Genomic DNA, 21,837 nt, shown 5'->3' with positions numbered 1-21,837 from the left:
CACGAATGATTAGGTTTGTCAGGGTACACTTGGACTATAGAAAGGGGCGTTATGAAGTGACAGTTTTAATCGGTCGTAAAATAAAGAAAGTGTATGGAAAAAAATCAACAGCTCAAGAAGTATTAAAGGGTATTGATTTAGAAGTGAATAAAGGTGAATTTGTAGGTATTATGGGACCTTCTGGCTCTGGTAAAACAACGCTTTTAAATGTCTTATGCTCAATTGACTTTGCGACGGAAGGTGTTATTGAGATAAACGGTCATAGTTTACGTGGTATGAAAGAAAAGGCTTTAGCAAACTTCCGACGAGAGCAGCTGGGATTTATATTTCAAGACTATAATTTATTAGATACCTTGACAGTAAAAGAAAATATTCTTCTACCATTAGCCATCAGTAAGTTACCAAAAGCCGTTGCAGAAAGTCGAGTGAAGGAACTCACTTCTTTGCTGGGAATCACAGAAATTTTAAATAAATACCCCAACGAAATATCGGGTGGACAAAAGCAGCGTACCTCTGCTGCACGCGCACTTATTACCAATCCGTCATTGGTATTTGCAGACGAGCCCACTGGTGCATTAGATTCTAAATCTGCCACAGCCTTGCTTCAAAATCTACAAAATATTAATGAGACAAAAGAAGCTACAATCATGATGGTTACACACGACGCAGTAGCTGCAAGCTTCTGTACACGTGTGTTATTTCTAAAGGATGGCCTTATCTATAGTGAGCTTTATAAGGGCGATAAAACAAGGCAGGCCTTTTTCCAAGAAATCATGCATACACAAAGTGTGCTAGGCGGTGATGGGTATGAGTCTTAGTAAGCTAGTACTTCGAAGTATGAAGAAAAATATGAGACACTACTATTTATATTTTTTTGCACTTATTTTTAGTGTTACATTGTATTTTTCTTTTGTCACCTTGCAAAATAATACGGAAGTGTGGGCTGCTGTTCAAATGAGTGGGACGGCTGCGGCAGGATTTAAGGCAGCAACTTATATTCTATATTTTATCGTTTTGTTTTTCGTTTTATATGCAAACCATTTATTTATGAAGCGTCGTAGTAAGGAAATAGGCTTGTATCAACTGATTGGCATGACTAAGGGTCTAATCGTGCGTTTATTAGCGATTGAAAACATCCTCTTATTCGTTGGAGCCGTTATTATAGGTATGTTGGCAGGCTTCTTTAGCTCTCGTGTGTTTGCAATGATTTTGCTTCGTGTGCTTGAAAAAGAAGCTCTCGTAACCATGACTTTTAGTACACAAGCTTTACAGCAGTCGATGATTGTATTTACCATCTTATTGATCATTGTTCTTATACAGATGGCCTGGATGATTCATCATGTTTCATTGTTATCATTATTTAGTGCAGCAAAACAAGCAGATGAGCGCGTAAGACGTTTTAGTGCGTTGCAGATGGTTATTGGCTTTTTGGGTCTTATACTGATTGTATATGGCTACTATGCATCAACAAAGCTGTTCGATATCGAATCTGCAGGTAATTTATTTATTAATATGATCATTATTTTAGCTACTACAATTGGTGGAACATTCCTTGTTTTCCGTTTCTCTGTAGCATTTATTATGAATACGATTCGCCTAAAGAAAAAAGGGCATTTATCCATAAAGGATGTATTGGCATTAACACCCATAATGCATCGCATGAAAAGCAATGCAAAGTCATTAACGCTAATCACCGTGTTAACAGGCGTTTCTCTAGGCGTGACGACGCTTTCCTATATTGCCTATTACTCCTCAGCAGCATCTGCATATAGCCAAGTACCAGGTGATTTCATATTGCTTGAAGAGCAAGGGAAAGCCTTCTTAGAGAAGTTAGAGGAAAATAACATTGCTTATGATAAAATTGACTACCGTTTGCAGGGGGTAACCGCTGCTGTAGGTCAGCTGATGTCTAAAAAACAGCAGGATAACCCTTTATATACGATGGAAGGTACAATTTATACCATTCCGCTTTCAGATTATCAACAGAGTGTTCCAGAAGCCAAGCTATCTGGGAACGAGGTTATCTTAACAAACTATGGTGGTTATATGGCTGAGATGTTCCCGTTAGAGAAAGATCATGATTTAGTAGTATCTGCAGGAAAACTGGAAGAAACTTTTCATGTCGTTGATGTTCACGATAAAAGTGTGATAAGTGGTATTGTAACGGCTGGGGGTGGTGGACCTGTCTTTGTGGTGACAGATGATATGTTTAAAAGTTTAACTACACAGGCAGCTCTTTATCCTTGGCATCATCAAACAACAATTACTTTAAAGTCGAACGAAGATATCGCGACAGCAGAAAAATTATATATTCAATCAAATGCAGGCATTATTACGGCTGTTGATGATAAAGGGAAAACAAAGCAATATACACAATCATCCTATGAAGGCAAACGTAAAGACAATATTGAATCATTAGGTCTGACAATATTTACAACAGCATTTTTAGGTTTAGCATTCTTAATGACAACAGGTAGTATTCTATACTTTAAACAAATGTCTGAGGCAGAGGAAGAACGTGATTCCTATACAATCCTACGAAAGATTGGCTTTGCTGAAAAAGATATCATGAAGGGTATTTATATGAAACAGGCCTTTAATTTCGGTGTTCCATTAGTTATTGGGTTATTGCATAGCTACTTTGCTGTTAAGTCAGGGTGGTTTTTATTCGGAACAGAGTTAACAGCTCCCTTGTGGATTGCAATGTGCTGTTATATAGCCTTATATACGGTTTTTGCCATTCTGTCAGTAGGCTATTATAAAAAGGTTGTACGTCAGTCGTTGTAATATTAAATAAGAAGAAACTCGGAAACAGTGTGGTGTTTATCATTACACTGTTTTTTAGTGCTGAAATATAGAAATTACAAAAACCCTTGACTTTCAATTATCAGAATAATAAAGTTTAACATGTTAGTAATTTAGTGTATGAAAGTAGAGTGTAACAATGAATGCAGTAATTGCGGCTGTTGCCGTTATGTTAATATTAAGCTTGCTTCGCATCAATGTCGTTCTCTCGTTAGTTCTAGGAGCATTTGTAGGTGGTCTAACTAGTGGGATGGGCATCGAGTCAACAGTCCGATCATTTACGGAAGGATTAGGAGCAGGAGCAACCATTGCATTGAGTTATGGCTTACTTGGTGGTTTTGCAATCGCCATTGCCAAGACAGGAATACCCGAATTAATGATAGCTGGGATGTTAAAAATATTAAAGGGTAAAAGTAATAGAAAAGGTCTTATCAAGGTATTAATTTTCTTCCTTATCTTTGTGATGTCAATTTTATCTCAAAATGTCATTCCTATTCATATTGCCTTCATTCCATTATTAATTCCTCCTATTTTAAAGATTTTAAATATGCTAGAAGTCGACCGACGTATAATTGCAACGTTGATTGCAGTAGGCTTAATTGGTACTTATAGTTTTGTACCTGCTGGTTTTGGAGCAATCTTTCAAGATATCGTTGCTACACAAGTGTCAGAGGCAGGAATGGCTGTATCTTCACGTGATGTCTCTGCAGCAATGGGGATTCCCGTATTAGGAATGCTAATTGGATTGGTAATCGCCTTTGTTGTATACCGCAAGCCAAGGCATTATAAACATAGTGAAGTGGAGACTGAATCTTTAAATGTAAACGTCAGCAAGTTTATTATGTTTTCTACAGCGCTGGCATTAGTGATAGCACTATGCGCTCAAGTATTAACAGATTCAATGATTGTAGGCTCGTTTGCAGGTATTATGATTATGTATTTTACAGGTGCCCTTAAATGGAAAGAAGCCGATGATATTCTTTCTGAAGGAATGAAGATGATGGCCTTTATTGGCTTTGTTATGATCGCAGCAAATGGTTTCGCGGCGGTTATCAATGCAACAGGTGATGTGGACAGCTTAATTGCAAATTCACTCACCGTATTAGAAGGAAATAGAAGTCTTGCTGTTTTCATCATGTTAGTCATAGGATTAGTTGTGACGATGGGAATTGGCTCATCCTTCGCAACGGTGCCAATTATTGCTACACTCTTTGTTCCGCTTGCACAAGGCTTAGATATGAGTCCATTAGCGATACTTTGTTTAGTTGGTACAGCTGGCGCTTTAGGAGATGCAGGTTCTCCAGCATCTGATTCTACATTAGGGCCAACTGCTGGCCTAAATGTAGACGGTCAGCATCATCATATTTGGGATACCTGTGTTCCGACATTTATTTTCATTAACATACCACTAATCCTATTTGGTTGGATTGCCTGTGTGTTCTTTCTATAACAAGAAAGTAGTTTCTATATAAAATAGAAACTACTTTTCATTTTAGAGTTATTTGAAATGTGCGAAAATGTTGATATGACAACCTTAAGTGTTGCAATATGAATAGAAATTTTATATACTAATAAACGGCTTAATAAAGCGTAGAAATAGTAGTACTAAGAATATCTGCAACATTTAAAAGAATTTAGCGAAAAGACTTGCTTATTCTTTTTTTATTGTATATAATGTTGAATGTTGGTCTTTGACTGCGATGAAGCGAGAGGTTGCCGACACACCCGGCCGCTTTGCCATGGCGGTGTGTGGGAAAATTTTCGTGGAGAATGTCTAGAAAATAGGCGAGAAGGAGGGAAAATAATGGCAAAACAAAAGATTCGTATTCGTTTAAAAGCGTATGATCACCGTATTTTAGATCAATCTGCTGAGAAAATTGTGGAAACTGCAAAACGTTCAGGTGCAAGTGTATCAGGTCCGATTCCACTTCCAACTGAGAAGTCTGTGTACACAATTCTTCGTGCGGTTCACAAGTACAAAGATTCTCGTGAACAATTCGAAATGCGTACGCATAAACGTCTGATCGATATCGTTAACCCAACACCACAAACTGTTGATGCGTTAATGAAACTTGATTTACCATCTGGCGTTGATATCGAAATCAAACTTTAATGGTAAAAACAATATAACTTTTAAAACTTACAGGAGGTGTGACAAATGGCTAAAGGAATCTTAGGTAGAAAAATTGGTATGACACAAGTTTTCGCTGAAAACGGCGATTTAATCCCGGTAACAGTTATCGAGGCTACTCCAAACGTAGTTCTTCAAAAGAAAACTGTTGAAACAGACGGCTACGAAGCAATTCAAGTTGGTTTCGAAGACAAGCGCGTTAAGCTTTCTAACAAACCAGAACAAGGTCACGTAGCAAAAGCGAACACTGCTCCTAAGCGCTTCATTCGTGAATTCCGCAACGTGAACGTGGAAGAATACGAAGTTGGTCAAGAAGTCAAAGTAGAAATTTTCGCAGAAGGCGATGTAATCGATGTAACAGGAGTTACTAAAGGTAAAGGTTTCCAAGGTGTTATCAAACGCCACGGACAATCTCGTGGTCCTATGGCCCACGGTTCTCGTTACCACCGTCGTCCTGGTTCAATGGGTCCAGTTGCTCCGAACCGCGTATTCAAACAAAAGAAATTACCTGGTCAAATGGGTGGCAATGTAGTTACAATCCAAAACTTAGAAATCGTGAAAGTTGACACAGATCGTAACTTACTACTTGTTAAAGGTAATGTTCCTGGTTCTAAAAAAGCTCTAGTTACAGTAAAAACTGCAATTAAAGCTAAGTAATCACTTAAGGAAAGGAGGAAACAGGAATGACAAAAGTATCTGTACTTAGTCAAACAGGTGCTTCAGTTGGTGAAATCGAATTAAACGATGCGATCTTCGGAATCGAGCCAAATGAAGCAGTATTATTCGACGCAGTAGTTGCTCAACGCGCTTCTCTTCGTCAAGGTAATCACAAGGTTAAAAACCGTTCTGAAGTTGCTGGTGGTGGTCGTAAACCATGGCGTCAAAAAGGAACTGGTCGTGCTCGTCAAGGTTCTATCCGTTCTCCACAATGGCGCGGCGGTGGTATCGTATTTGGTCCTACTCCACGTAGCTATTCTTATAAATTACCTAAAAAAGTTCGTCGTTTAGCTCTTAAATCTGCTTTATCAGCTAAAGTAGTAGAACAAAACTTCTTAGTTCTTGATGCTCTAACTCTAGCAGCACCAAAAACAAAAGAATTCACAAAAATCCTTAAAGATCTTTCTTTAGAGAAAAAATCTTTATTCGTAACTGCTGACCTAGATGAAAACGTAGCATTATCTGCTCGTAACATCCCAGGTGTAACAGTTTTAACTGCAAACGGAATCAACGTTCTTGATCTATTAGGTCATGATAAAGTTGTATTCACTAAGTCTGCAGTAGAAAAAGTTGAGGAGGTGCTTGGATAATGGAAGCACGTGATATTTTAAAACGTCCGGTCATTACTGAGCGTTCTTCAGAACTTATGGCAGAGAAAAAGTATACTTTCGAAGTAGACACTCGCGCTAACAAAACTCAAGTAAAAGACGCTGTAGAAGAAATCTTTGGCGTAAAAGTTGAGAAAGTAAACGTTCTTAACTACAAAGGTAAATTCAAACGCGTAGGCCGTTACGGTGGTTACACTAACAAACGTCGTAAAGCGATCGTTAAACTAACTGCTGATAGCAAAGAAATTGAATTATTCGAAATGTAATCCTAACGGATTTATGATTTGAACACTCAAGAAGGAGGGAAAACACAATGGCGATTAAAAAGTATAAACCTACCTCTAATGGTCGTCGTAACATGACGTCATTAGACTTTGCGGAAATTACAACTAACAAGCCTGAGAAATCATTGCTTGAACCAACTAAACGCAAAGCTGGTCGTAACAACCAAGGTAAAATCACTGTTCGTCATCATGGTGGTGGTCATAAGAAGCAATACCGTGTTATCGATTTCAAACGTGTTAAAGATGGCATTCCGGCAAAAGTTGCTACTATTGAATATGATCCAAACCGTTCTGCGAATATCGCATTAATCAACTACGCTGATGGAGCAAAAGCTTACATCTTAGCACCAAAAGGTCTAGAGGTTGGTCAAACAATCGTTTCTGGTCCAGATGCTGATATTAAAGTAGGTAACACTTTACCATTAGCAAACATTCCAATGGGTACTACAATCCATAACATCGAGTTAAAACCTGGTAAAGGCGGACAATTAGTACGTTCAGCTGGTACTTCTGCGCAAGTACTTGGTCGTGAAGATAAGTACGTTATCGTTCGTTTACAATCTGGTGAAGTACGTTTAGTTTTAGCTACTTGCCGCGCTACAATCGGTCAAGTTGGTAACGAACAACACGAACTTGTACACATCGGTAAAGCAGGTCGTAGCCGTTGGTTAGGTAAACGCCCAGAAGTTCGTGGTTCTGTAATGAACCCTAACGATCACCCACACGGTGGTGGTGAAGGACGTTCTCCAATCGGACGTAAATCACCAATGACTCCTTGGGGTAAACCAGCACTTGGTTACAAAACTCGCAAGAAGAAAAACAAATCGGATAAATTTATCATCCGTAGTCGTAAAAAATAAAGTGGTTAAACTACGGTTCTATGTGAGAGCCGTGGTGGAATCACGGAGGGAGGTTCCTACATGGGTCGCAGCTTGAAAAAAGGACCTTTTGTCGATGACCACTTAATGAAAAAAGTGGAAGCGCAAGAGGCTTCTGAGAAAAAACAAGTTATCAAAACTTGGTCACGCCGTTCTACAATCTTCCCGAACTTCATCGGTTTAACGATTGCTGTATATGATGGACGTAAACATGTTCCTGTATACGTAACAGAAGATATGGTAGGCCATAAACTTGGTGAGTTCGCACCGACACGTACTTATAAAGGTCACGGTGCAGACGACAAGAAAACAAGACGCTAATTTTGAGAGGAGGTAAATCCTAATGACACAAGCTAAAGCTATCGCTCGTACAGTACGCATTGCTCCTCGCAAAGTACGTCTAGTTGTAGACTTAATCCGAGGTAAGCAAGTTGGTGAAGCAGTTGCAATTTTACGTCATACTCCAAAAGCGGCGTCTCCAGTCGTTGAGAAAGTATTAAAATCTGCAGTTGCTAACGCTGAGCACAACTACGATCTTGACATCAACTCTTTAGTAGTTTCTGAAGTATTCGTTGACGAAGGTCCAACTTTAAAACGTTTCCGTCCACGTGCACAAGGACGTGCAAGCGCAATTAACAAACGCACAAGCCACATTACTCTAGTGGTATCTGAGAAGAAGGAGGGTTAATCCGTGGGTCAAAAAGTACATCCAATAGGACTACGCGTTGGTATTATTCGTGACTGGGAGTCAAAATGGTACGCTGAAAAAGACTATGCAACTCTACTTCACGAAGACATCAAAGTGCGTAAATATATTGAAACGGCTCTTAAAGACGCTTCAGTTTCTAAAGTAGAAATCGAACGTGCTGCAAACCGTGTAAACATTACAATTCACACTGCGAAACCAGGTATGGTAATCGGTAAAGGTGGTACTGAAGTTGAAAATCTTCGTAAATACCTTAGCGATTTAACTGGTAAACGTGTACACATCAACATCATTGAAATCAAACGTGCAGATCTTGACGCTCGTCTAGTAGCTGAAAACATCGCTCGTCAATTAGAAAATCGTGTATCATTCCGTCGTGCGCAAAAGCAAGCGATCCAACGCACAATCCGCGCTGGTGCAAAAGGAATTAAAACACAAGTATCTGGTCGTTTAGGTGGCGCTGATATCGCGCGTGCTGAACACTATAGTGAAGGAACTGTTCCACTTCATACTCTACGTGCTGACATCGATTATGCACACGCAGAAGCTGATACTACTTACGGTAAATTAGGCGTTAAAGTATGGATCTACCGTGGTGAAGTTCTTCCTACGAAGAAATCTGTGGAAGGAGGCAAATAATATGTTATTGCCTAAACGCGTTAAATACCGTCGTGAACACCGCGGCAACATGCGTGGCGAAGCGAAAGGCGGTAAAGAAGTAACTTTCGGCGAATGGGGCTTACAAGCTCAAACTGCTAGCTGGATTACTAACCGTCAAATCGAATCTGCTCGTATCGCGATGACTCGTTACATGAAACGTGGCGGTAAAGTTTGGATTAAAATCTTCCCACATAAACCTTACACTAAAAAACCTCTAGAAGTCCGCATGGGTTCTGGTAAAGGTTCTCCTGAAGGTTGGGTAGCAGTAGTTAAACCAGGAAAAGTAATGTTCGAAATTGCTGGCGTATCTGAAGAAGTTGCACGTGAAGCACTTCGTTTAGCATCACACAAACTTCCTGTTAAATGTAAGATCGTAAAACGTCAAGAAACTGGTGGTGAATCTAATGAAAGCTAATGAAATCCGTGACCTTGCTACTTCTGAAATAGAATTAAAAGTGAAATCACTGAAAGAAGAGCTTTTCAACCTTCGCTTCCAATTGGCGACTGGTCAATTAGAAAACACAGCTCGTATTCGTGAAGTGCGTAAAGCAATCGCGCGTATGAAAACTGTTATTCGTGAAAGAGAAATCAGTGCAAATAACTGATAAAGGAGGTTTTCAAGTATGACTGAGCGCAATCAACGCAAAGTTTACACGGGCCGCGTTGTTTCAGATAAAATGGACAAAACTGTTACTGTTTTAGTTGAAACTTACAAAAAGCACAAGCTTTATGGTAAGCGTGTAAAATACTCTAAAAAGTTTAAAGCTCATGATGAGTTAAACACAGCGAAAATCGGTGATATCGTACGTATCATGGAAACTCGCCCGCTATCAGCTACTAAACGTTTCCGTCTAGTAGAAGTTGTAGAAAAAGCGGTTATTATTTAATAACTATTTCGGAACAACCAATTTCCGAAGGGAGGTAACCTAAGTGATCCAACAAGAAAGTCGTATGAAAGTTGCTGACAACTCAGGTGCACGTGAAGTTCTTACAATTAAAGTGCTTGGTGGCTCTGGCCGTAAAACTGCTAACATCGGTGATATCGTTGTTTGTACAGTTAAGAAAGCAACACCAGGTGGCGTTGTCAAGAAGGGTGACGTTGTTAAAGCTGTTATCGTTCGTACTAAATCAGGCGTTCGTCGTAAAGACGGCACGTACATCAAATTTGATGAAAATGCTTGTGTAATTATTCGTGATGATAAATCACCACGCGGAACTCGTATTTTCGGACCTGTTGCACGTGAACTACGTGACAGCAACTTCATGAAAATCGTTTCTCTAGCTCCAGAAGTTCTTTAATTTCATGACAGTGCCAATCAAGGAGGTGCGACAGCATGCATGTAAAAAAAGGTGACAAGGTTAAGGTAATCACTGGTAAGGATAAAGGCAAAGAAGGCGTAATCCTTGCTGCTTTCCCAAAACAAGATCGCGTTCTTGTTGAAGGTGTGAACATCGTGAAAAAACACGTTAAACCTAACCAATTGAATCCACAAGGTGGTATTGTTAGCCAAGAGGCTGCAATTCACGTTTCGAACGTAATGCTAATCGATCCTAAATCTGGCGAGCCGACTCGTGTAGGTTATAAAATCGAAAACGGTAAAAAAGTTCGTGTAGCAAAAAAATCAGGTGCAGTAATCGACTAATTAGTATAAATAGAAGGGAGGTACACACATGAGCCGCCTAAAAGAAAAATATTTAAATGAAGTTTCTCCAGCTCTTATGAGCAAATTTGGATATAAATCAGTTATGCAACTACCGAAAGTTGAGAAAATCGTTATCAACATGGGTGTTGGTGATGCAGTTCAAAACTCTAAAGCGTTAGATGCAGCTGTTGAAGAATTAACAATTATCACTGGTCAAAAACCAGTAGTAACTAAAGCTAAAAAATCGATCGCAGGTTTCCGTCTTCGTGAAGGTATGCCTATCGGTGCTAAAGTTACATTACGCGGTGAGCGTATGTATGAATTCTTGGACAAATTAATTTCTATCTCACTACCTCGTGTACGTGACTTCCGTGGTGTTTCTAAAAAAGCATTCGATGGTCGCGGTAACTACACTTTAGGTGTTAAAGAACAATTAATTTTCCCAGAAATCGATTACGATAAAGTTTCAAAAGTACGCGGTATGGACATCGTGATCGTAACGACAGCGAACTCTGACGAAGAAGCTCGCGAGTTATTGACACAATTCGGTATGCCGTTCCAAAAGTAATCAAACAAGGAGGGCGAAAACGTGGCTAAAAAATCTATGATCGTTAAACAACAACGTAAGCAAAAGTTTAAAGTGCAAGAGTATACACGTTGTGAACGCTGTGGTCGTCCACATTCAGTATATCGCAAATTCAAACTTTGCCGTATTTGTTTCCGAGAGCTTGCATATAAGGGACAAATTCCTGGCGTTAAAAAAGCCAGCTGGTAATCCCCTAATTTGGGAAGGAGGTAAATGTAATGACAATGACTGATCCGATTGCAGATATGCTTACTCGCATTCGTAATGCGAACATGGTTCGTCACGAGAAGTTAGAAGTACCAGCTTCCAACGTGAAAAAAGAAATCGCTGAAATTTTAAAGCGTGAAGGTTTCGTACGTGACGTAGAATACGTGGAAGACAACAAACAAGGTATCATCCGTATTTTCTTAAAATATGGAAAAGATAACGAGCGCGTTATCACTGGCTTAAAACGTATTTCTAAACCTGGTTTACGTGTATATGCTAAAACAAATGAAGTACCTAAAGTATTGAACGGTCTTGGTATCGCTTTAGTGTCAACTTCACAAGGTTTATTAACAGATAAAGAAGCTCGCGCTAAACAAGTTGGCGGCGAAGTTCTAGCATACGTTTGGTAATTAGCAATAAATGAATGGAGGTGCAACTAAATGTCTCGTGTAGGTAAAAAAATTATCGAGGTACCAGCTAACGTAACTGTTACTGTTGCAGCTGACAACACTGTTACTGTTAAAGGTCCTAAAGGCGAACTTGTTCGTTCTTTCCACCAAGATATGAAAATTGAGCAAGAGGGTAACGTAATCACTGTAGTACGTCCTTCTGAATCAAAAGAACACCGCACAAACCACGGTACTACTCGTGCGCTTCTTGCGAACATGGTTACTGGTGTTTCTGCAGGTTTCGAAAAAGCTTTAGAACTTATCGGTGTAGGTTACCGTGCGCAATTACAAGGTAATAAACTTGTACTTAACGTAGGTTACTCTCATCCAGTAGAGTTCACACCTGAAGATGGTCTACAAATTGAAGTTCCTTCAAACACTAAGATCATCGTTAAAGGTATTAGTAAAGAACGCGTTGGTGCTCTTGCATCTAACATCCGTGACGTTCGTCCACCAGAGCCTTATAAAGGTAAAGGTATTCGTTATGAAGGCGAATATGTTCGTCGTAAAGAAGGTAAAACAGGTAAATAATGCAGCTTAAGCATTAGAAAGGAGTGACCCTTGTGATTACGAAACAAGATAAAAATCAGGTTCGTAAAAAACGTCATGCTCGCGTTCGTTCTAAAATTTCGGGTACTGCTCAGCGTCCACGCTTAAACGTATTCCGTTCTAACAAGAACATTTACGCGCAACTTATCGATGACGTAGCAGGCGTAACAATTGTTAGTGCATCTTCTCAAGAAAATGGTTTCGAAGGTGCAGGTAGCAATGTTGACGCAGCAACTAAAGTCGGTGAAACAATCGCAAAACGCGCTGCGGAAAAAAATATTACTGCTGTAGTATTTGACCGTGGTGGTTACTTATATCATGGACGTGTGAAAGCTTTAGCTGAAGCTGCACGTGAGAACGGTTTAGAATTTTAATAAGAAGGAGGGACACATTTCATGAGTCGTATTGACGCAAACAAACTTGGAGAACTTGAAGAACGCGTAGTTACTATTAACCGCGTTGCTAAAGTTGTTAAAGGTGGACGTCGCTTCCGCTTCACAGCATTAGTTGTAGTTGGCGATAGAAACGGTCATGTAGGTTTCGGTACTGGTAAAGCTCAAGAGGTGCCAGATGCTATCCGCAAAGCTGTTGAAGACGCGAAGAAAAACTTAATCGAAGTGCCACGCGTAGGTGGAACAACTCCACACTTAGTGCAAGGTCGCTTTGGTGCAGGAGAAATCCTAATCAAACCTGCTGCTCCTGGTACAGGGGTTATCGCTGGTGGTCCAGTACGTGCTGTACTAGAACTTGCTGGTATTACTGATATTCTTTCAAAATCACTTGGATCTAACACACCAATTAACATGGTGCGTGCAACAATTCAAGGTTTAACTGAATTAAAACGCGTAGAGGACGTAGCTAAATTACGTGGTAAATCAGTGGAAGAAATATTAGGATAAGGGGGGAAAGATAATGGCTAACAAATTAGAAATCACCCTTACTAAATCTGTGATTGGTACTAAACCTGCACAACGCAAAACTGTTGAAGCTTTAGGTTTACGTAAATTACACCAAACTGTAGAGAAAGCTGATAACGCAGCTACTCGCGGTATGCTTGATAAAGTAGCTCACTTAGTTACTGTAAAAGAAATTTAATTTCTAATTATTGAACAAGGAGGTGCCACCCACTATGAAACTGCATGAGTTAAAACCAGCAGAAGGTTCTCGTAAGCAACGCAACCGCGTTGGTCGTGGTATCGGTTCTGGTAACGGTAAAACAGCAGGTAAAGGTCATAAAGGTCAAAACGCTCGTTCTGGTGGCGGTGTACGCCCAGGCTTTGAAGGCGGTCAGAACCCATTATTCCGTCGTTTACCAAAACGTGGCTTTACGAACATTAACCGTAAAGAATACGCTATCGTTAACCTTGATGCTTTAAACCGTTTCGAAGACGGTGCAGAGGTAACTGCTGCATTATTACTTGAAACTGGTCTAGTGAGCAATGAAAAAGCTGGAATTAAAGTTCTAGGCAATGGAACACTTAATAAAAAGCTTACTGTCAAAGCTCATAAATTCTCAGCTTCAGCGAAAGAAGCAATCGAGAATGCCGGCGGAACTACTGAGGTGATTTAATGTTTCAGACAATCTCTAACTTTATGCGTGTTCGAGATATAAGAAATAAAATCATTTTCACACTTTTAATGTTAATCGTTTTCCGTATTGGAACTTTCATTCCAGTACCTAACGTTGACGCTAATGTATTAAAGGCAACTGATGAGTTTAACCTCGTTGGTTTCCTCAATACTTTTGGCGGTGGTGCTTTAAAGAACTTCTCGATCTTTGCGATGGGGATTATGCCTTACATCACAGCCTCAATTATTGTTCAGTTATTGCAAATGGACGTAGTACCGAAGTTTGCTGAATGGGCAAAGCAAGGTGAAGTCGGAAGACGTAAACTTGCACAATTTACACGCTACTTTACTATTATTCTTGCTTTTATTCAATCATTCGCGATGTCATTCGGTTTTAATAGAATGTACGGCGGTTCTTTGATTAAGGAAGAAGGAGTTTTAACATATGTTATAATCTCTATTGTATTAACAGCGGGTACAGCATTCCTAGTATGGCTTGCTGATCAAATTACTGCGCATGGCGTTGGTAATGGTATTTCTGTTGTAATTTTCGCAGGTATCGTTGCGGCATTACCTACAGGTATCAACCAAATCTATGCACAACAAATCGAGGGTGCTGGTGATAAGCTATTTATCAACCTAATTATCCTTGGTCTACTTGTTTTAATCTTGCTTGCTGTTGTTATTGGAGTTATCTACGTGCAACAAGCACTACGTAAAATTCCAATTCAATATGCAAAACGAGTTACTGGGCGAAATCAACAAACTGGTGGTCAACAAACTCATTTACCGTTAAAAGTAAATGCTGCAGGGGTTATTCCAGTAATCTTTGCTTCAGCGTTTCTGATGACACCTCGTACGTTAGTTCCGTTCTTCGGTGAAAATAATGTTACAACCTTCATTAATAACACGTTTGATCATACAAAACCTGTTGGAATGATTATTTATGTGGCATTAATCATCGCATTCACATATTTCTATGCATTCGTACAAGTGAATCCAGAAAATGTGGCAGATAACTTGAAAAAGCAAGGTGCTTATATTCCAGGTATTCGTCCTGGTGAAAACACTCAAACGTATTTAACAAGCGTGTTATATCGTCTGACATTTGTCGGCGCGATTTTCTTAACTGTTATTTCAGTAATGCCGGTTATATTCATAAACTTTATGAATCTACCTGCCTCAGTGCAGATCGGTGGTACTAGTATTATTATCGTAGTCGGCGTAGCGCTCGAAACGATGAAGCAGCTAGAATCTCAACTTGTTAAACGTCACTACAAAGGCTTTATGAAATAATGTTGGTTTTTAGGGAACGTTCCATCGTTTCCTTTAATCAGCAAACCTTTTGTGGGAGGAATATTTCCTAATGAATATCGTTTTAATGGGTCTGCCAGGTGCTGGTAAAGGTACTCAGGCAGATAAAATTGTTGAGAAGTACGCAATTCCTCATATTTCTACAGGCGATATGTTCCGTGCTGCAATTAAAGAAGGTACTGAACTAGGCTTACAAGCTAAGTCGTTTATGGATCAAGGTGCACTTGTACCTGATGAAGTAACGATTGGTATTGTTCGTGAGCGACTGGCTAAACCTGATTGTGAAAAAGGATTCTTATTAGATGGTTTCCCACGTACTGTTCCTCAAGCTGAAGCTTTAGATAGCATTCTTGCTGATCTAGGTAAAGCTATTGAGCATACATTAAACATTCAAGTTGAAAAGGATGAGCTAATTGCTCGTCTTTCAGGTAGACGTATTTGTAAAACTTGTGGGACATCTTATCATTTAATTTTCAATCCTCCTGCCGAGGAAGGGAAATGTGATAAAGATGGTGGCGAGCTTTATACACGTGCAGATGATAATCCTGAAACGGTTGCGAACCGTCTGGAAGTAAATATGAAACAAGCACAACCTCTACTTGATTTCTATCAAGCTAAAGGCGTGTTAACTAATATAGATGGACAGCAAGATATTAACAAAGTGTTTGCTGATCTTGATGCTCTATTACAGGGCAGCCGCAGCTGATACCCGGCTCCGGGCGCAGAGTACTGCTTCCGCGGGAGGCATGCGGGAGCAACAACGAAACATAATTTTTTTGAGAGTTGCAAAAGCATATTGTGCCCGGTATATATTTCTTCTAAAAAGTGCAACATACCTTTTGGAGGAGTATAATGGGTTTCGTGGAAGCATCTGTGTAACGGGTATGAATATCTCATCCAAGACATTCCGGTATTCGTGTAAACATGGGAGATTCAGTGCCCTTACTGGTTCTGTATATTCCGTGGATTGTGTGAAGCGAAACCAGACGAGCGTCTTTCAAACATCTCTCATACAATCCAAACATATGTTGAAACGAGGTTGCTTCTAAAGTTGCAGCAGATATCCGTTTGATGTAACGATGAGAACTTTAATTTGCATATAGAGAGGAGACAGAGTAGATGGCGAAAGATGATGTAATTGAAGTCGAAGGGACAGTTGTTGAGACTTTGCCAAACGCGATGTTTAAGGTAGAATTAGAAAATGGACATGTGATTCTAGCACACGTATCTGGTAAGATTCGTATGCACTTTATCCGTATTCTACCTGGAGATAAGGTTACTATTGAGTTATCTCCTTATGATTTAACTCGCGGTCGTATCACATACCGTTTTAAATAATCTTTTGCGCTCCGGACTACTAAGGAGGTTAGGTTAGATGAAAGTGAGACCATCTGTGAAACCGATCTGCGAAAAATGTAAAGTAATTCGCCGACGCGGTAAAGTAATGGTAATCTGTGAAAATCCTAAACATAAACAAAAACAAGGTTAATTCTAAAGGAGGTGCACAACGTACATGGCACGTATTGCTGGTGTTGATATTCCTCGCGACAAACGCGTGGTAATTTCATTAACGTACATTTTCGGTATTGGTAAAACTACAGCTCAGAAAGTACTAGCTGATGCAGGTATTTCAGAAGATACACGCGTACGCGACTTAACTGAAGATGAGTTAAACAAAATCCGTGAACAATTAGATTCTTACAAACTTGAAGGTGACTTACGTCGCGAAACTTCATTAAATATTAAACGTCTGATGGAAATCGGTTCATTCCGTGGTATCCGTCACCGTCGTGGCTTACCTGTTCGTGGTCAAAATACGAAGAACAATGCGCGTACGCGTAAAGGTCCTCGTAAAACAGTTGCGAACAAGAAAAAATAATTGGTAAAGGAGGTTCCTTCTTAACATGGCTCGTAAACAACAAACTCGTAAACGTCGTGTGAAAAAGAATATCGAATCTGGTATTGCACACATTCGTTCTACATTTAACAATACAATCGTAACGATTACAGATATGCAAGGTAACGCTGTATCTTGGTCAAGTGCTGGTGCTCTTGGTTTCCGTGGTTCACGTAAATCTACACCATTCGCTGCTCAAATGGCTGCAGAAACTGCTGCTAAAACATCCCTTGAACATGGTCTGAAAACGTTGGAAGTAACTGTTAAAGGTCCTGGTGCTGGTCGTGAAGCTGCTATTCGTGCACTTCAAGCTGCTGGTTTAGAAGTAACTGCTATTAAAGACGTTACTCCAGTTCCTCACAATGGTTGCCGTCCGCCAAAACGTCGTCGCGTGTAATGGGTGCGTCTCATATTGTATGAGAACATCATTTTTTGTACAGACTGTCTTGTGCAGATAATAAACGATACGTCATTGACGATCGAATCTATGATGGAAAGAACCTATACATTCGATGTTTTGAAGGAGGGTAAATAAAATGATCGAAATTGAAAAACCAAAGATTGAAACGGTGGAGATCAGCGAAGATTCCAAATATGGAAAGTTTGTTGTAGAACCGCTTGAACGCGGATATGGAAACACTTTGGGTAATTCTTTACGTCGTATCCTTCTGTCTTCATTACCAGGAGCTGCTGTCACTTCAATTCAAATTGATGGTGTTCTTCACGAATTCTCAACTGTAGAAGGCGTAGTAGAAGATGTAGCTTCAATCATTTTGAACGTGAAAAAACTAGCTCTTAAAATCTACTCTGACGAAGAAAAAGTTATTGAGATTGATGTTAAAGGCGATGGTACAGTTACGGCTGCTGACATTACACATGACAGTGACGTAGAAATTTTAAACCCAGATCTATATATTGCAACAATCGCTAAAAACGGTCATTTACGTATGCGTATGTATGCACAACGCGGCCGTGGTTACACTCCTGCTGATCAAAACAAACGTGAGGATCTTCCTATCGGCGTGATCCCGATCGACTCTATTTACACTCCAGTATCACGCGTCAATTTCCAAGTGGAAAATACTCGTGTTGGTCAGTCTTCTGACTACGACAAACTTTCTCTTGATGTGTGGACAGATGGCAGCATCGGTCCGAAAGAGGCGATTTCGCTCGGAGCAAAAATTTTAACCGAGCATCTTAACATCTTCGTTGGCATGACAGATGAGGCACAAACTGCTGAAATCATGGTCGAAAAAGAAGAAGATCAAAAAGAAAAAGTTTTAGAGATGACTATTGAAGAACTTGATCTTTCTGTTCGTTCTTATAACTGTTTAAAACGCGCTGGTATTAATACAGTACTAGAACTTGCGAATAAATCAGAAGACGACATGATGAAAGTTCGTAACCTTGGACGTAAGTCATTAGAAGAAGTAAAAGCGAAGTTAGAAGAGCTTGGTTTAGGATTACGCAAAGAAGACTAAGCGATTTAAACACAACTAACAAGATCAGATTTTTTTCTATAAAGGAGGGAAACATCCATGGGTTACAGAAAACTTGGTCGTACAAGTTCTCAACGTAAAGCGATGTTACGTGACTTAGCTACTGATTTAATCATCAACGAGCGTATCGAAACTACTGAGGCTCGCGCTAAAGAAGTACGTAAAGCTGTTGAAAAAATGATTACTTTAGGTAAACGCGGAGATTTACATGCACGCCGTCAAGCTGCTGCATTCATCCGTCGTGAACTAGTAACAACGACTGATGCAGAAGGTAACGAATCAACATCATTTGCACTTCAAAAGTTATTTGATGATGTTGCACCACGTTATGCTGAGCGTCAAGGTGGTTACACTCGTATTCTTAAAGTAGGTCCTCGTCGTGGCGACGGTGCACCTGTTGTTGTGATTGAACTAGTTTAATCATAAGAGAAAACTTGTGGTGAAGAGGGTGGGAATCACCACCCTCTTTCTTTATAAATGATTTATACGACAAATAATTAAGCTGAGCGTTATGATGAGCGGACACTTATTAGTGTGGCGTCTCGTTTAGCTCTCCGCACCTCATTCAGGAGAAATAAGGGCTTGAGCACCCATATTTCTTGTAAATGTAACGACTAGCGCATTTCTATCGAATGAGGTGCGCGCTTTTTTATTAGATTAGATGGCGCCAATTTGTGGTGCTTTTTTTAATATATGGGCGTTATTTTGTAATTCCATTAGTCCATTATCAATTTGAGTTGCTATTGTAGTATTTTTCTTTTATCGACATACGGATTGTAGTAGAATTCATACATAAAAAAGTGTAAGTTAGTTAGTAGAGCTGAGCTTAGAGAGAGGAGTTCTAGATATGCCTGAAATTTTATCTTTAAATAATGTGACTTTTTCATATACACCAGAAATTCAAAACAGTCGTAATGCTGTAGAAAATGTTAGTTTTGCTGTTGATGAAGGTGAGTGGATTGCTATTGTAGGACATAATGGTTCTGGTAAGTCCACCATTGCCAAGCTGATGAATGGTTTATTGTTTCCTCAACAGGGGGATGTACGAATATTACGAGAACCTTTAAATGAAGAAAATCTTTGGGAATCTCGCTCCTTGATGGGAATGGTTTTTCAAAACCCTGACAATCAATTCGTTGGGGCAACGGTACAGGATGATGTAGCATTTGCTTTGGAAAACAACGGTATCCCTTTTGAAGAAATGGTGAAACGTGTACATGCGGCACTCGAACAGGTAAAAATGAGTCAGTTTTTAGACCATGAGCCACATCATTTATCTGGTGGACAAAAACAGCGTGTAGCCATTGCTGGGGCACTTGCTTTAAAGCCGAAGCTTTTAATTTTAGATGAGGCTACATCCATGTTAGATCCTCAGGGTCGTGCAGAGGTGTTACAAACGGTGCAAACATTACGTGCAGAAACAGGATTAACAGTTTTATCTATTACCCATGATTTAGAAGAGGCAATGTTAGCAGATCGTGTTCTTTTTATGAATGATGGTAAGAAATTTGCAGAAGGTACACCTGCTGAAATCTTTGCACTTGGAGACAAGCTAGTTGAATTTGGACTAGATTTGCCATTTGCCTTGAAGTTATCAAAGCTATTGCAAAAGGAAGGTGTTCCATTAATGGGGCAACATATGACAGAAGAAGAGTTGGTGAATGATTTATGGACATCAAACTTCAACAAGTAAGCTATGCCTATGCACAAGGAACCCCCTTTGAAAAACGGGCATTATTCGATGTAGATTTTGACATTCCATCTCATACGTATCAAGCGATAATTGGCCATACGGGTTCTGGAAAATCAACGATTCTGCAGCATTTTAACGCGCTTCTAAGACCTACTTCAGGAGAAGTACATATAGGAGATCGACTTATTATAGCTGGGAAAAAAGCAAAGGATTTAAAAGCTGTAAGACAAAAGGTGGGCATTGTCTTTCAATTTCCAGAGCATCAACTTTTTGAAGAAACAGTGTTAAAGGATATTATGTTTGGCCCAATGAACTTTGGTATATCAGAGGAGGAGGCGGAAGCTCGTGCAAGAGAACTTGTCAGCTTAGTCGGTTTGCCTGATAGTGTTTTGGATAAATCACCTTTCGATTTATCAGGTGGTCAAATGCGTCGTGTAGCGATTGCAGGTGTTTTGGCGATGGATCCTGAGGTTATTGTCTTAGATGAACCAACAGCAGGTCTTGATCCACGAGGTCAAAAGGAAATTATGGATATGTTTTATCAGCTCCATCAAGAACGTCATCTTACAACCATTCTAGTAACCCATAGTATGGAGGATGCAGCTCGGTACGCAGATAATATTGTGATCATGCATGAAGGAAAGAATGTCTTAAGTGGAACACCACGAATTATTTTTAAAGATGTTGAAACATTAAAGAAATTCCGTCTAGAGCCTCCACGTATTGTCCGCTTTCAGCAAAAGATTGAACACATGATGGGTCATTCCTTGTCTAAGGTTTGCTTAACAGAGGAAGAGCTTGCTGCTGAAATTGCTCAAGCACTTAGAGAGGAGCGTGCAGAGTCATGATGGAAAAAATGATCTTTGGTCGCTTCTTACCTGGTGACTCACCCGTACACAAGCTTGATCCACGGTCAAAGCTGATCTTTGTGTTCGCCTTTATTATTATTGTGTTTTTAGCCAATAATACCGTGACGTATGCGATGTTACTCGCATTCACGCTACTGATTGTATTAATATCGCGCATTCGCCTTTATTTTTTAATTAATGGACTCAAACCAGTGCTCTTTTTAATGGCCTTTACATTCCTTCTCCATATTTTTATGACGAAGGAAGGCGTCCCTGTGTTTGAATCAAAATTCATTACGATTTATGATGAAGGGATTAGGCGGGGGATATTTATCTCAATTCGTTTTCTAGTATTAGTATTTATGACGTCAATCTTAACCCTTACAACATCACCAATTTCCATAACAGACGGTATCGAGGTTCTGCTGAATCCCTTAAAAGCAATAAAAGTACCCGTCCATGAATTGGCTTTAATGATGTCCATCTCATTACGCTTCATTCCAACCTTAATGGATGAGACGGATAAAATTATGAAGGCACAGATGGCAAGGGGCTCTGATTTATCATCTGGGCCAATTAAGGACCGTATAAAGGCAGTAGTACCATTGCTTGTGCCTCTCTTTGTCAGTGCATTTAAACGGGCTGAGGATTTAGCAACAGCGATGGAAGTAAGAGGCTATCGCGGTGGTGAAGGGCGCACTAGGTACCGCAGGTTAAAATGGGATATGGGGGACACATTTGCGCTTGTGTTATTAGTAGCAATAGGCGTATTGCTATTCTTCTATAGAAGTTAA

The 21,837-nt window shown here is 39.8% G+C and carries 35 protein-coding genes and 1 pseudogene; all 36 read left to right on the top strand.

The features are described from left to right. The first annotated feature begins 56 nt into the window (after positions 1 to 56). The 36 genes and pseudogenes from MKZ14_RS22020 to MKZ14_RS21845 all read left to right on the top strand — a co-directional run bounded on the left by MKZ14_RS22020 (position 57) and on the right by MKZ14_RS21845 (position 21,837). On the top strand, positions 57 to 818 hold the full coding sequence (locus tag MKZ14_RS22020; protein ID WP_016995265.1) for an ABC transporter ATP-binding protein: 762 nt from the start codon (positions 57 to 59) through the stop codon (positions 816 to 818). Continuing rightward, the gene (locus MKZ14_RS22015; protein WP_274770952.1) at positions 808 to 2,787 is read left to right on the top strand and encodes an ABC transporter permease; all 1,980 of its coding nucleotides are present in this window, start codon (positions 808 to 810) and stop codon (positions 2,785 to 2,787) included. Before MKZ14_RS22020 ends, MKZ14_RS22015 begins: the two co-directional genes overlap by 11 nt. Before the next feature lie 157 nt (positions 2,788 to 2,944). Further along, a complete protein-coding gene (locus MKZ14_RS22010; RefSeq protein ID WP_258859979.1) occupies positions 2,945 to 4,255 on the top strand; it encodes a Na+/H+ antiporter NhaC family protein in 1,311 nt (436 codons plus the stop codon). 354 nt (positions 4,256 to 4,609) lie between these two features. Continuing rightward, positions 4,610 to 4,918 (top strand): 30S ribosomal protein S10, encoded by a 309-nt coding sequence (rpsJ, locus tag MKZ14_RS22005; protein WP_004233624.1) that lies wholly within the window; start codon positions 4,610 to 4,612, stop codon positions 4,916 to 4,918. 45 nt (positions 4,919 to 4,963) lie between these two features. Further along, on the top strand, positions 4,964 to 5,593 hold the full coding sequence (rplC, locus tag MKZ14_RS22000; protein ID WP_004233625.1) for a 50S ribosomal protein L3: 630 nt from the start codon (positions 4,964 to 4,966) through the stop codon (positions 5,591 to 5,593). Between the two features lie 26 nt (positions 5,594 to 5,619). After that, positions 5,620 to 6,243: a 50S ribosomal protein L4 gene (gene rplD / locus MKZ14_RS21995; protein ID WP_004233626.1), complete on the top strand. Its 624-nt coding sequence runs from the start codon at positions 5,620 to 5,622 to the stop codon at positions 6,241 to 6,243. Further along, the gene (gene rplW / locus MKZ14_RS21990; protein ID WP_004233628.1) at positions 6,243 to 6,527 is read left to right on the top strand and encodes a 50S ribosomal protein L23; all 285 of its coding nucleotides are present in this window, start codon (positions 6,243 to 6,245) and stop codon (positions 6,525 to 6,527) included. Before rplD ends, rplW begins: the two co-directional genes overlap by 1 nt. A gap of 47 nt (positions 6,528 to 6,574) precedes the next feature. Further along, the gene (gene rplB / locus MKZ14_RS21985) at positions 6,575 to 7,405 is read left to right on the top strand and encodes a 50S ribosomal protein L2 (protein ID WP_009373990.1); all 831 of its coding nucleotides are present in this window, start codon (positions 6,575 to 6,577) and stop codon (positions 7,403 to 7,405) included. 60 nt (positions 7,406 to 7,465) lie between these two features. Next, positions 7,466 to 7,744, top strand: coding sequence for a 30S ribosomal protein S19 (gene rpsS / locus MKZ14_RS21980; RefSeq protein ID WP_004233637.1), 279 nt, complete (start codon positions 7,466 to 7,468; stop codon positions 7,742 to 7,744). Between the two features lie 22 nt (positions 7,745 to 7,766). Continuing rightward, complete coding sequence (rplV, locus tag MKZ14_RS21975; protein ID WP_004233639.1) at positions 7,767 to 8,111, top strand: 50S ribosomal protein L22; 345 nt, start codon at positions 7,767 to 7,769, stop codon at positions 8,109 to 8,111. 3 nt (positions 8,112 to 8,114) lie between these two features. Next, entirely contained in the window at positions 8,115 to 8,768 is a 654-nt protein-coding gene (gene rpsC / locus MKZ14_RS21970) for a 30S ribosomal protein S3 (protein WP_004233642.1), read from the top strand. A 1-nt stretch (position 8,769) separates the two neighbouring features. Then, positions 8,770 to 9,204, top strand: coding sequence for a 50S ribosomal protein L16 (rplP, locus tag MKZ14_RS21965; protein ID WP_004233644.1), 435 nt, complete (start codon positions 8,770 to 8,772; stop codon positions 9,202 to 9,204). Next, positions 9,194 to 9,394, top strand: a complete 201-nt coding sequence (gene rpmC / locus MKZ14_RS21960) for a 50S ribosomal protein L29 (protein ID WP_004233646.1) — start codon at positions 9,194 to 9,196, stop codon at positions 9,392 to 9,394. Before rplP ends, rpmC begins: the two co-directional genes overlap by 11 nt. Before the next feature lie 18 nt (positions 9,395 to 9,412). Then, entirely contained in the window at positions 9,413 to 9,676 is a 264-nt protein-coding gene (gene rpsQ, locus MKZ14_RS21955) for a 30S ribosomal protein S17 (RefSeq protein WP_004233648.1), read from the top strand. 43 nt (positions 9,677 to 9,719) lie between these two features. After that, complete coding sequence (gene rplN, locus MKZ14_RS21950; protein WP_004233650.1) at positions 9,720 to 10,088, top strand: 50S ribosomal protein L14; 369 nt, start codon at positions 9,720 to 9,722, stop codon at positions 10,086 to 10,088. A gap of 35 nt (positions 10,089 to 10,123) precedes the next feature. After that, positions 10,124 to 10,432, top strand: coding sequence for a 50S ribosomal protein L24 (rplX, locus tag MKZ14_RS21945; RefSeq protein ID WP_004233652.1), 309 nt, complete (start codon positions 10,124 to 10,126; stop codon positions 10,430 to 10,432). Between the two features lie 28 nt (positions 10,433 to 10,460). Further along, entirely contained in the window at positions 10,461 to 11,000 is a 540-nt protein-coding gene (gene rplE, locus MKZ14_RS21940; RefSeq protein ID WP_004233654.1) for a 50S ribosomal protein L5, read from the top strand. Positions 11,001 to 11,021: 21 nt separating this feature from the next. Beyond that, positions 11,022 to 11,207, top strand: a complete 186-nt coding sequence (locus MKZ14_RS21935) for a type Z 30S ribosomal protein S14 (RefSeq protein WP_004233656.1) — start codon at positions 11,022 to 11,024, stop codon at positions 11,205 to 11,207. A 29-nt stretch (positions 11,208 to 11,236) separates the two neighbouring features. Beyond that, on the top strand, positions 11,237 to 11,635 hold the full coding sequence (gene rpsH / locus MKZ14_RS21930) for a 30S ribosomal protein S8 (protein ID WP_008181717.1): 399 nt from the start codon (positions 11,237 to 11,239) through the stop codon (positions 11,633 to 11,635). Positions 11,636 to 11,665: 30 nt separating this feature from the next. Beyond that, positions 11,666 to 12,205, top strand: coding sequence for a 50S ribosomal protein L6 (gene rplF, locus MKZ14_RS21925; RefSeq protein ID WP_016992658.1), 540 nt, complete (start codon positions 11,666 to 11,668; stop codon positions 12,203 to 12,205). 32 nt (positions 12,206 to 12,237) lie between these two features. Continuing rightward, a complete protein-coding gene (gene rplR, locus MKZ14_RS21920; protein WP_004233662.1) occupies positions 12,238 to 12,597 on the top strand; it encodes a 50S ribosomal protein L18 in 360 nt (119 codons plus the stop codon). Between the two features lie 21 nt (positions 12,598 to 12,618). Next, positions 12,619 to 13,122 carry a 30S ribosomal protein S5 gene (rpsE, locus tag MKZ14_RS21915; protein WP_016992656.1) on the top strand — a complete coding sequence of 168 codons (504 nt, stop codon included), beginning with the start codon at positions 12,619 to 12,621 and terminating at the stop codon, positions 13,120 to 13,122. Between the two features lie 13 nt (positions 13,123 to 13,135). Beyond that, positions 13,136 to 13,318 (top strand): 50S ribosomal protein L30, encoded by a 183-nt coding sequence (gene rpmD / locus MKZ14_RS21910; protein WP_004233668.1) that lies wholly within the window; start codon positions 13,136 to 13,138, stop codon positions 13,316 to 13,318. Positions 13,319 to 13,352: 34 nt separating this feature from the next. Beyond that, entirely contained in the window at positions 13,353 to 13,793 is a 441-nt protein-coding gene (gene rplO, locus MKZ14_RS21905) for a 50S ribosomal protein L15 (protein ID WP_004233670.1), read from the top strand. Continuing rightward, on the top strand, positions 13,793 to 15,088 hold the full coding sequence (gene secY / locus MKZ14_RS21900; RefSeq protein WP_004233672.1) for a preprotein translocase subunit SecY: 1,296 nt from the start codon (positions 13,793 to 13,795) through the stop codon (positions 15,086 to 15,088). The genes rplO and secY overlap by 1 nt, the downstream gene beginning before the upstream one ends. 70 nt (positions 15,089 to 15,158) lie before the next feature. Further along, positions 15,159 to 15,812: an adenylate kinase gene (locus MKZ14_RS21895; protein WP_016992655.1), complete on the top strand. Its 654-nt coding sequence runs from the start codon at positions 15,159 to 15,161 to the stop codon at positions 15,810 to 15,812. A 249-nt stretch (positions 15,813 to 16,061) separates the two neighbouring features. After that, a pseudogene (locus tag MKZ14_RS21890) lies at positions 16,062 to 16,139 on the top strand (type I methionyl aminopeptidase); the annotation flags it as partial. A gap of 86 nt (positions 16,140 to 16,225) precedes the next feature. Further along, on the top strand, positions 16,226 to 16,444 hold the full coding sequence (gene infA, locus MKZ14_RS21885) for a translation initiation factor IF-1 (protein WP_004233690.1): 219 nt from the start codon (positions 16,226 to 16,228) through the stop codon (positions 16,442 to 16,444). A 37-nt stretch (positions 16,445 to 16,481) separates the two neighbouring features. Then, a complete protein-coding gene (gene rpmJ, locus MKZ14_RS21880) occupies positions 16,482 to 16,595 on the top strand; it encodes a 50S ribosomal protein L36 (protein ID WP_000868344.1) in 114 nt (37 codons plus the stop codon). Between the two features lie 24 nt (positions 16,596 to 16,619). Further along, complete coding sequence (gene rpsM / locus MKZ14_RS21875; RefSeq protein WP_004233729.1) at positions 16,620 to 16,985, top strand: 30S ribosomal protein S13; 366 nt, start codon at positions 16,620 to 16,622, stop codon at positions 16,983 to 16,985. A gap of 25 nt (positions 16,986 to 17,010) precedes the next feature. Beyond that, entirely contained in the window at positions 17,011 to 17,400 is a 390-nt protein-coding gene (gene rpsK, locus MKZ14_RS21870) for a 30S ribosomal protein S11 (RefSeq protein ID WP_004233731.1), read from the top strand. A 139-nt stretch (positions 17,401 to 17,539) separates the two neighbouring features. Next, on the top strand, positions 17,540 to 18,484 hold the full coding sequence (locus MKZ14_RS21865; RefSeq protein ID WP_004233733.1) for a DNA-directed RNA polymerase subunit alpha: 945 nt from the start codon (positions 17,540 to 17,542) through the stop codon (positions 18,482 to 18,484). Positions 18,485 to 18,541: 57 nt separating this feature from the next. Beyond that, positions 18,542 to 18,922: a 50S ribosomal protein L17 gene (gene rplQ / locus MKZ14_RS21860; RefSeq protein WP_008181938.1), complete on the top strand. Its 381-nt coding sequence runs from the start codon at positions 18,542 to 18,544 to the stop codon at positions 18,920 to 18,922. Positions 18,923 to 19,349: 427 nt separating this feature from the next. Further along, positions 19,350 to 20,195 (top strand): energy-coupling factor ABC transporter ATP-binding protein, encoded by an 846-nt coding sequence (locus MKZ14_RS21855; RefSeq protein WP_016994488.1) that lies wholly within the window; start codon positions 19,350 to 19,352, stop codon positions 20,193 to 20,195. Next, on the top strand, positions 20,171 to 21,043 hold the full coding sequence (locus MKZ14_RS21850) for an energy-coupling factor ABC transporter ATP-binding protein (protein WP_016994489.1): 873 nt from the start codon (positions 20,171 to 20,173) through the stop codon (positions 21,041 to 21,043). The genes MKZ14_RS21855 and MKZ14_RS21850 overlap by 25 nt, the downstream gene beginning before the upstream one ends. Beyond that, positions 21,040 to 21,837 carry an energy-coupling factor transporter transmembrane protein EcfT gene (locus MKZ14_RS21845; RefSeq protein ID WP_016994490.1) on the top strand — a complete coding sequence of 266 codons (798 nt, stop codon included), beginning with the start codon at positions 21,040 to 21,042 and terminating at the stop codon, positions 21,835 to 21,837. The genes MKZ14_RS21850 and MKZ14_RS21845 overlap by 4 nt, the downstream gene beginning before the upstream one ends.

Source organism: Lysinibacillus sp. FSL P2-0066 (assembly GCF_037969495.1).
GTDB lineage: Bacteria > Bacillota > Bacilli > Bacillales_A > Planococcaceae > Lysinibacillus > Lysinibacillus boronitolerans.
Note: the sequence above shows the minus strand (reverse complement) of the source record. Positions and strands in the feature narration are given on the sequence as shown.